The 9,269-nt window shown below is 43.5% G+C and carries 7 protein-coding genes and 1 riboswitch; of the genes, 2 read left to right on the forward strand and 5 right to left on the reverse strand.

What is annotated here, in order from left to right:
- Positions 1-278: 278 nt before the first annotated feature.
- Positions 279-2,750, forward strand: a complete 2,472-nt coding sequence (locus G8O23_RS16750; RefSeq protein ID WP_166366991.1) for a bifunctional UDP-N-acetylmuramoyl-tripeptide:D-alanyl-D-alanine ligase/alanine racemase — start codon at positions 279-281, stop codon at positions 2,748-2,750.
- A gap of 75 nt (positions 2,751-2,825) precedes the next feature.
- On the opposite strand, the gene G8O23_RS16755 is transcribed toward G8O23_RS16750, so the two are convergent.
- From G8O23_RS16755 to G8O23_RS16775, 5 genes are all read right to left on the reverse strand, one after another.
- Entirely contained in the window at positions 2,826-3,242 is a 417-nt protein-coding gene (locus G8O23_RS16755; RefSeq protein WP_166366993.1) for a T9SS type A sorting domain-containing protein, read from the reverse strand.
- Between the two features lie 39 nt (positions 3,243-3,281).
- Positions 3,282-4,817: an SUMF1/EgtB/PvdO family nonheme iron enzyme gene (locus G8O23_RS16760; protein WP_166367001.1), complete on the reverse strand. Its 1,536-nt coding sequence runs from the start codon at positions 4,815-4,817 to the stop codon at positions 3,282-3,284.
- A 31-nt stretch (positions 4,818-4,848) separates the two neighbouring features.
- Positions 4,849-5,457: a hypothetical protein gene (locus G8O23_RS16765; protein ID WP_166367003.1), complete on the reverse strand. Its 609-nt coding sequence runs from the start codon at positions 5,455-5,457 to the stop codon at positions 4,849-4,851.
- Positions 5,432-6,061 carry a hypothetical protein gene (locus G8O23_RS16770; protein WP_166367005.1) on the reverse strand — a complete coding sequence of 210 codons (630 nt, stop codon included), beginning with the start codon at positions 6,059-6,061 and terminating at the stop codon, positions 5,432-5,434. The genes G8O23_RS16765 and G8O23_RS16770 overlap by 26 nt, the downstream gene beginning before the upstream one ends.
- 76 nt (positions 6,062-6,137) lie before the next feature.
- Positions 6,138-6,854, reverse strand: a complete 717-nt coding sequence (locus G8O23_RS16775) for a DUF4465 domain-containing protein (RefSeq protein WP_166367007.1) — start codon at positions 6,852-6,854, stop codon at positions 6,138-6,140.
- 118 nt (positions 6,855-6,972) lie between these two features.
- Positions 6,973-7,145: riboswitch (cobalamin riboswitch) on the reverse strand.
- A gap of 275 nt (positions 7,146-7,420) precedes the next feature.
- On the opposite strand from G8O23_RS16775, the gene G8O23_RS16780 reads away from it, so the two are divergent.
- On the forward strand, positions 7,421-9,091 hold the full coding sequence (locus G8O23_RS16780) for a formate--tetrahydrofolate ligase (protein ID WP_166367009.1): 1,671 nt from the start codon (positions 7,421-7,423) through the stop codon (positions 9,089-9,091).
- Positions 9,092-9,269: the final 178 nt, after the last annotated feature.

The following is a 9,269-nucleotide window of genomic DNA, read 5'->3' on the forward strand; positions in this document are numbered from 1 at the left end:
ACTTCACCTTCGAGCTGCTTATCGTTAAGATTAACGGCAGCTTGGTGAAAAAGGAGTAGCCGCCTTCACCCCCTCTCCCCATACAGCGTAACAGCCTGTCATTTCGAGCGAAGCGAGAAATCTATTACATTATTATCATTTAAAAAAAGACTTAGTCGGACACTAGTGATTTTTTTAAGCTTACCAACAGATAGGATTGCCGACCTCAGTCGGCTGGGATTTCTGATTATTCTTGGGTATATTTGTGTTTTATAACTATAAATTGAAATACTCAGCTTATGCTACACTATAGCATTGAACAGCTAGCACAGGTAATTGATGCACGTCCCTACGGGAATCTAAATCAGGAGCACATAAAGGCAGTAGTAACCGACAGCCGTATGGTGATGCAAACCCAGCATTCGGTCTTTTTTGCTCTGGTAGGCGAGCAGCATGATGGACATGACTACATCCCCGAGCTCTACGCCCGCGGCGTGAGGGTTTTTGTGGTGAGCAGCGCCGTGAAATTCGGAGCCGATCAATCCGATGCCGCATTTCTTCAGGTATACAATTCGCTCGATGCGTTGCAGCAATTGGCTACTTTTCACAGAAAAAGCTTCACCCTACCGGTGATTGGCATTACGGGCAGCAACGGGAAAACGATAGTGAAAGAGTGGCTTGCGCAGCTACTTGGTGCTAATTATCAGCTTATCCGCAGCCCAAAAAGTTACAACTCACAGCTGGGCGTACCGCTTTCGGTATTGCAGCTCGATAAGAGTTACAACTTGGCAATATTCGAGGCTGGAATCTCTCAGCCTGGCGAAATGGAGAAGCTTGAACCCATTGTATCACCTACCATTGGAGTATTCACCAACATAGGGATGGCCCATCAGGAGAATTTTGCTGATATTGAAGCAAAGGCAAGAGAAAAGATGAAACTATTTACCAATGTTGAAACTCTTATATACTCTACCGATTATGAGGTTGTAAATGAATTGGCTAAGAATACAGCTGCTAACGAAAAGGTAAAACTTTTTACCTGGGGTCGCAAGGGTGATGTAGATGTACTGCTCAAAATGGCTACGGTAGCACAGGGAAAAACAGAGCTAACCCTTAACTATAACCACAAAACTTACGACGTTACAATACCCTTTGCCGACGAGGCCGCAGTAGAGAATGCAATGCATTGCCTGTGCACCATGCTTATACTTGGACAAAGTATTGGTGAGATTGCAAAAAGGATGCTTAACCTGCAACCTGTTGCCATGCGGCTTGAGCAGAAGGAGGGGGTGAATGGATGTACCATTATAAACGATAGCTACAATTCCGATCTTGGTTCCCTATCCATTGCCCTCGATTTCCTCGCGCAGCAGCGGCAGCACCCACAGCGCATACTAATTCTTTCAGACATACTACAAAGTGGGCAAACACCCGAAACACTATATGCCGATGTGGCAAATCTTGTTACAGTTAAGGGGGTAGATAGGGTGCTGGGAGTTGGTACTGAAATATCTCGTTTTGCCGATCTATTCCCCCGGGGAAGCGAATTTTTTATCACAACAGAAGCCTTTATTCGTTGGTATACCCGAAGCGAATTTGTTGACTCTGCCATACTGCTTAAGGGTAGTAGACAGTTTCGGTTCGAGCGCATATCGGCATTGCTGGAACAGAAGAGCCATCGTACTATTCTTGAAATCAACCTTAATGCGCTGGTAAGTAATTTGAACCATTTTCGTAGCTTGCTTAAGCCCGATGTCAAGGTTATGGCTATGGTGAAAGCGTTCTCGTATGGTTCAGGTTCGCATGAAATAGCCAACCTGTTGCAATTCCACAGGGTCGATTACCTTGGCGTTGCCTTTACCGATGAAGGGATTGCCCTACGCGAGGCTGGCATTACGCTGCCCATAGTTGTGCTAAACCCCACTTTTGAGAACTACGACCTCATGATTGAATACAACTTGGAGCCCGAGATATTTAGCTTTGCTAGCCTGCAAAGTATCATCTCTGCTACGAGTAAGCAGGGCGTAAATAGCTACCCTATCCATATTAAAATTGATACGGGGATGCACAGGTTAGGCTTTATGGAGAGCGATATTGACGACCTTATCGTTCGCGTGAAGGATCATCCCTACATTCATATCCAAAGCATCTTTTCGCACCTAGCGGCTAGCGATGATAAGGAGTTGGATGAATTCTCCAGTAGGCAAATAGATTCCTTTGAACGAATTGCAAACCGAATATCAGAGTCTGTGGGTTATGCCCCCATTAAACACATTCTAAACTCGGCTGGCATAGAGCGCTTTCCACAGGCGCAGTTCGATATGGTTCGGCTCGGAATAGGCCTTTACGGAATTAGCGCCAAGCACGGGCAGAAGTTACAAGTAGTTAATTCGCTCAAGTCGTATATTGCACAGATTAAGCTACTGCCCGAAGGCGAAACGGTTGGTTACAACCGCAAGGGTGTGATCACAAGGCCATCAATAATTGCTACCATACCCATTGGTTATGCCGATGGACTTAATAGACGGTTGAGCAATGGCGTGGGGCATGTGCTGGTAAATGGTACGCTTGCACCAATTATTGGTAACATAAGTATGGATACATGCTCCATTGATATTACCGAAATTCCCAATGTTGCAGAGGGTACCGAGGTGGTGGTTTTTGGTGATAATCCTACGGTTGAGCAGATTGCCCAGCAACTCGATACCATTCCATACGAGGTGTTAACCTCTGTTTCGCGAAGGGTTAAGCGGATATATTTACAGGAATAGCTATTGTATTAAAATAACAAGCCTCCTGAGCAGCTAGCTGCTCAGGAGGCTTGTTATTTACGGTGTCTTGATAATCTATTTGCTATAGTTAAAACGTCGGGTTATCTTGTGGTTGTTGTGCTGGAAAGTGATAAGATAAATCCCCTTCGATAGCCTTTCGGTGGGTAAGTTTATAATTATCTCATCGTTTGCATCAACTTGATCAACCAGGAGCCTGCTGCCAATCATATCCGAAACAACTATCGATATTTTTTCGGAATGCTTTAGGCCTGTGAACTTGGCTTTAAAAATATCGTTGCTGGTTAGTGGGTTAGGGAAAACTGTTACATCAAACACTTTGGTGGATATGCTGTCGCCAACCAATACGAATGTACTATTGCCAATAGCCGTTGATGCATAACCACCTCCACTTCCACCAGCATAGTGTGCTTGGGCGCTTACAGCTGCCCCGAAAAGCATAAAAAATAGAATTGATATGTATATTTTCTTCATATTATTGCCTCCTACTGTTAATCAAATATAGCAATTATTTTATCGACCCCCTCTACCTCCAATAGAATTTCTTCTGCTTGCTGGTTTTAGGTGGGAGTAAAACCTATCGGAAATTGCCAAATCGCGCCATGATCCAACACTCGATATGGTGCTTTGCCACCCGCCACCTTTGAGTAATACGCCCGATGCAGTGCTAGGGTTACACCACGTTTGCACATTGGCATCTCCATTCTCGCTGAGCACTCCATCGCCAAAAATCTTTTCAAAATTCTCGCCACCACCTGCAACCATTATGGTTTGTTCCCAAACATTTCCGCTAATCTCCATTACACCATAGTAGGTTGCACCTGCTTGAATCCTATTGGTATTCTCGTTGGCGGCAAATCCAGTCCGCAGCACGCCTCGTAATCCCCACCCTTCGGTTGCAATAAAGGTTCCGTGATTGGCCAGTCCGCTCTCGAACTGAGGAACATCGCTTACAGACTCAAAAATTGTACCATCATTGGTCGGATTGTTGGCATTGCTTACCGTTGCTGTTCCCCAGGCAAATTCGCCCGCAATAGGTGTGGCGTTTTTTCCACGGCTTAACTTTTCGAACTCTAGTTCGGTAATGGGGCGCAGCGCAGCCCAATCGAGGTAGGCGCTTAAGTCGCCCCAATTCATAAAATTCGACGCTCTGTGTAAACCGTCATTATTATCGTTATACTGTTGGTTTTTGTTGTAGTCCATTGCATATCGAGCAGGTTTGCTCGACTCAACTCCCGGCTCCAGGATTACAATTCCATTGCGGTATAGACTATCGCGCTGGTAGGGGTTTACCATTGCGAATGTACCTTTTGGAGAGGAGGGAGGGAGGGAGGTGCGGCTCTTCTGCTGAGTATATGTAAGCGTGTTCAAAAAATCGACATACTGAAGCTGCGATACTTCGTATTTCATCACATAGAATGATTCTTTTCCCTTGGGAAACCCACTGGGTAGGAGCTGTGGTAGCTCAGCTGGTGAAAACTCACTATTTGGGTTGTGAATTATAATTTTTGTGAGATCGATTTCCTGCTCCGATTCAACTAGGATTGGGTTGCCACTGGCATTGGCAAGCGATGATACCGATGCTCCATCGCCAAGGTAGAATGGCCCTTGGGGTATGTGAACCATTTCGATGCCAAAGATTTTTATCTGCCTAAACTCTTCAAGGTTTACGGTGGTTTTAACCGAAACTTGTGCGGTCTCCACGTTGGTATAGCCTTGGGTTTGCAGTAGCAGGAACAGCCCTTTCCCGTCCGTAACGGTTTCAACTGTCAATGGTGATGAGGTGTAATGTAATGTGCTGTTTTGCTCAACATCTATATGAGTCCAGCTGCCCGTAGTCGTTTGTCCCTTCACAAAAATCCAAACCGCATCGTGGTTGCCGCTGTTTTCTGTAAGATTCCAGGCATTTTCCCATCCAATTTCAAAGGTAACCATGTTGCCAGCAATAGCGCCATTGGCAAGGTTTAGGTTGTTTGCCCTAGCTGGAAGAAAAAAACATAAAAATCCGATGAAAATTGTTATAAGTAATGCTATTCTATTATTAACCATAACAAATTCTTGTAATGAATTTAGCTTTGGATTAGTAGTCTATACGTTCAAAGGTTATACCCGATTTTAGCGTGAATTTAATTAGTCCCCTTTCACCAGAAATAAACGTTCTCACTGGGGTGTCTTCGCTTATCTTATCTTTTACATCGGTGTAATCAATTTCAATTATTCTGTCGTAGGTATTATCTTTAACCCTAAGTGAATCGTAGAACATAACTTTTGCCTTGGTACCATGAACTACTTTTTTCTTATCAAAGTTGTACCTGACAAAATCTTTATATCCCCACTCAACCTCTAGTTCAGAGTGATCAACGTCGGCCATAAGTACGTAAGTCATGCTGAAATCATTTAAAACAGAATAGTACTTTACGTAAAAAGTTTCGCCAAAGGCGTTGCCATCTACACCCCACTCGTGTAAGTATTTGTAGTTTGTACCCCAGCTATCGCTATGCAGGTAAAACTCTTCGGTAATACCATAATTATCAACCATTCTGAATGATGTGATTGTGGTATCTATCTCGTAGTTTAAAGCCTCTTCTGAAAGGTAGAAAGTACCTACAATTTTATCGCCACAACTTAATGCCAAGGCAAGTATACCAATAAGTGCTGATGTGTTAATTAACAAGCGAATACGTTTCATTGTTACTCATTTTTAGCATAAGTAATCCGAACTGTTTGTTGTAAAATACCGCTTTTGGCAATAAAAGGGTTGTGTCGCTAATGTAGTAATGCGAATCGAAATGTTTCTCCACAACGTTTTGGTAGTCGCTACCATTAATTTCCATCAACTCGTAAAAATAGGTTTTGCTAACTGAATCGGTCTCAAAGTTAAACCCACTATTGTAAAGAATTGTTGCTTGGTGCTTATTGTTTAAGGTGATATTAAAGCCTTTGTAATCGGAGTAAAAGTGATTGTCGCCTTCAACGGCAAACTCGAATGTTAGCTTAGGATATGATGATACAAGTTTTGCCCTAGCGGTTTGCACGGAGATGTAGGTTGGCGGGCAGCAAAACCACTCGCAAAAGTCATTACGTTTTTCCCAACAAACGGCACTTTCCTCAACAATCATATCAAAGGTATACCCATTGGAGTGTTTAAACGATAGAAATCCTCCCTGTTCATAGGGTATTATCAATAACTCTTCTTCTGCCAGTTCAAATCGAGCAGTTTCTACCGGATCCTCATTGCAGCATGAGTAAAAGAGTGTCAGCGAGAATATGATCAACGCAAGTTTTAGCCGCATAGGTTTGCTTTTTGGGGTGAAAGGTCAAGCGTATCCATTCGGCTGCTATGTTTGCCTAATGGATACGCAAGATACATTAATTCATGTATGTATACACCAAATCATCCATACAGAAGTAGGCTGGGGTGTTCATACCCCAGTCCCCATTATCGGAAGAGGAGAGATGGAAAACGATTTTGGTTACACCTTTTAGGCCACTTAAATCAATTTTTGTCCAGTCATCAACTATTACGTTTGCAGAGTTTCTAAAGTCAGCAAGATAAAACGCTTCCTGCCCTAAAATTTCGTCTTCGCTATTATGTCCAACTATGGTTAGTAAGAACCAGTCGCCATCCTCAAACTTGCGAGTATAATCATCGCCATTAAGGATAGAGAGGTAAGCGTAGGTTGAGTTGGTAATCTTAACACTTCTGAGGTTAACCTCTGAGGTGAAAGTAATATTTGCTTCGGTGCCAGCTACGTATGATACTGCATAGTTATTGTTAGCATTAGGCTCCGATGCAACGTATGCGCTGTATTGGTTGCTCCAACCTGCTGTTTCAGTATCGGTAACATTGCTAAAGGCAAAACCCGACCATGCGCCCCAGTCGGCATCGTAGCTGTTGTTGAAGCTAGCCATACCTAGCACCATCTCACCAGCACCATCGGAGCCATTCCAATAGCTATCGGGTTCAAGATTTATCGATTGGAAATCGACAATTTCTGTAGTAAAGTCATCTTTCTCTGTGCATGACGACAGAGCAATTACAAGCGCCATTAGCGCTAGCGCAGAACATTTTGTAAAACTTTTCATTTGGTTAAAGATTTAAATGGTTACACATTAAAACCTTCGAACCGTAAAATCAGGGGATTTAGAAAACCTATTGAAGATTGGTACCAAAATCTTCAGCTTTTATTCCCGAAAGCTTACAGTTGAGGCTTGTTTATCGGTAGGTCTTCTGGCTTACTCCCTGCTAGGGCGGCCTTCCCATCCACCAGTTGGCGGACAGTGGCAAGGATGCCTAGCAGTTGAATGGAGATTACAGCAGCGGGTACTGCTCCCGATTTGCACGGGATTCCCTTAACCGCAAACGTTGCAAATGTAAGTATTTTTCGTATTGCCTAGTGGAAATGATATAAAATTTTATGAATTTTGTCCGCTCAAGTACCTTATAATCCTATAAACCAAAGACTGCTTTTTTGTAAGCAACGCTTTTATAGACAGCTTTGGTTAAGGGCTATTAAGGCTTAATGATATATTTATTAAGCAATTACATAACCCTAAAAGTTTTTGTTTAAACTCTTTTGAGAAAATGTTGTTAACTTTGGTAATAGCCTTATTGTTGATTTTTTTTTAAACACATGTAAACATAAATAATTATGAAATCGGACATTGAAATTGCTCATGAGGGCACCATACAACCCATTAATGAGATTGCGGCAAAGCTTGGAATTGATCAGGATGACCTGATACCCTACGGTAAGTATAAGGCAAAACTTCCTCTAAAGCTAATTGATAAGAACAAGCTGGATAAGAATATGCTGGTTCTTGTTTCAGCCATTTCTCCAACCCCCGCTGGCGAGGGAAAAACTACGGTCTCCATTGGCTTATCGCAAGCGCTTAACCGGATTGGCAAGAAAACCACAGTTGTGCTAAGGGAACCTTCGCTAGGTCCGGTATTCGGTATTAAGGGAGGTGCTACTGGTGGTGGATACTCGCAAGTGCTACCAATGGAAGATATTAATATGCATTTCACAGGCGATTTCTCTGCCGTTGAAAAGGCTCATAATCTTCTGGCGGCTATTATTGACAACAATATCCAAAGTAAAACCCGTTCGCTCAACATCGACCCACGAACTGTTCATTGGAAAAGGGTGATGGATATGAACGACCGCTCGTTGCGTCACATAATAGTTGGTCTTGGTGGAACAACATCGGGTATACCACGCGAAACGGGTTTCGACATTACGGCAGCATCGGAGGTTATGGCTATTCTTTGTTTGGCCGAAGATTTAGAAGACCTGAAGAAAAGGCTGGGGAACATATTTGTGGGGTACACATTCGATAAGAAACCTATTTACGCTCGCGACCTTAAAGCCGAAGGAGCTATGGCTGCACTCCTGAAAGATGCTATGCTGCCCAACCTGGTTCAGACTCTGGAGAACACACCGGCTATTATCCACGGTGGCCCATTTGCAAACATTGCACAGGGTACGAACACCGTTGTAGCTACTAAAATGGGGCTTTCGCTCAGTGATTACGTGGTTACAGAGGCTGGTTTTGGTTTTGACCTGGGTGCCGAGAAATTCCTCGATATCAAGTGTCAGTCCTCTGGCCTGTGGCCCAATGCTGTTGTGCTGGTTGCCACTATTCGTGCACTTAAATATCATGGCGGGGTGCCCGTAAAGGAGGTTGCACAACCCAATGTTGAGGCGCTTAAGAAGGGCATAAGCAATATGCAGAAGCACATTGAGAATATGTACCAATTCGGTATTTGCCCCATAGTTGCAATTAACCGATTTACTTCCGATACCGACGAGGAGATAGAGTTTGTGAAACAAACCGCTGAGAATATGAACGTTCCTGTATCGGTTGTGGATGTTTGGGGTAAGGGTGGCGAGGGAGCCATTGACCTTGCCGAAAAGGTAGCCAAGATTGCCCCCAATTGCCTATCGCAACGCCAAGGCTTATACGAGTGGGAGTGGACCCCAGAGAAGAAGATTGAAACCATTGCTAAAAAGATTTATGGTGCCGAGGCGGTTGACTTTACTCAACAAGCCAAGAGCGACCTTAAGAAGGTTTATGACCTAGGGCTCGATAAGATTGCAGTTTGCATGGCTAAAACCCAAAAATCACTTTCCGATAACCCCGATTTACTAGGGCGTCCAAAGGATTTTGTAGTTACTGTAAGGCAAATTGAGGTTGCCGCTGGTGCTGGTTTTATTGTGCCTATCACCGGACAAATTATGCGTATGCCTGGTCTTCCAGCCGAACCCGCATCGGAAAAAATGGATGTTGATAACAAGGGTAATATCTCAGGACTATTCTAAGTAGTATCCATTAGTATTGCTTAACAAAAGCCAAAGATGGGTTGCAGTTTTTTTGCAACCCATCTTTTTTGCACTGACTTTAGAAACTGTTTAAATTTTGAAATCTCAATTAACAGCCGCCCTCGTTAGAGCCTGCCTGGCCGTTAGGCAGGGGCAAATAGCGATTGAAAACTAGTAA

This window comes from Perlabentimonas gracilis, assembly GCF_011174675.1.
Taxonomy (GTDB): domain Bacteria; phylum Bacteroidota; class Bacteroidia; order Bacteroidales; family Tenuifilaceae; genus Perlabentimonas; species Perlabentimonas gracilis.

Bases quoted from the DNA above. Each gene is read 5' to 3' on its own strand.
- G8O23_RS16770 (WP_166367005.1), bottom strand. From the start codon at position 6,061: ATGCGGCTAAAACTTGCGTTGATCATATTCTCGCTGACACTCTTTTAC.
- G8O23_RS16755 (WP_166366993.1), bottom strand. From the start codon at position 3,242: ATGAAGAAAATATACATATCAATTCTATTTTTTATGCTTTTCGGGGCA.
- G8O23_RS16760 (WP_166367001.1), bottom strand. From the start codon at position 4,817: ATGGTTAATAATAGAATAGCATTACTTATAACAATTTTCATCGGATTT.
- G8O23_RS16775 (WP_166367007.1), bottom strand. From the start codon at position 6,854: ATGAAAAGTTTTACAAAATGTTCTGCGCTAGCGCTAATGGCGCTTGTA.
- G8O23_RS16780 (WP_166367009.1), top strand. From the start codon at position 7,421: ATGAAATCGGACATTGAAATTGCTCATGAGGGCACCATACAACCCATT.
- G8O23_RS16765 (WP_166367003.1), bottom strand. From the start codon at position 5,457: ATGAAACGTATTCGCTTGTTAATTAACACATCAGCACTTATTGGTATA.
- G8O23_RS16750 (WP_166366991.1), top strand. From the start codon at position 279: ATGCTACACTATAGCATTGAACAGCTAGCACAGGTAATTGATGCACGT.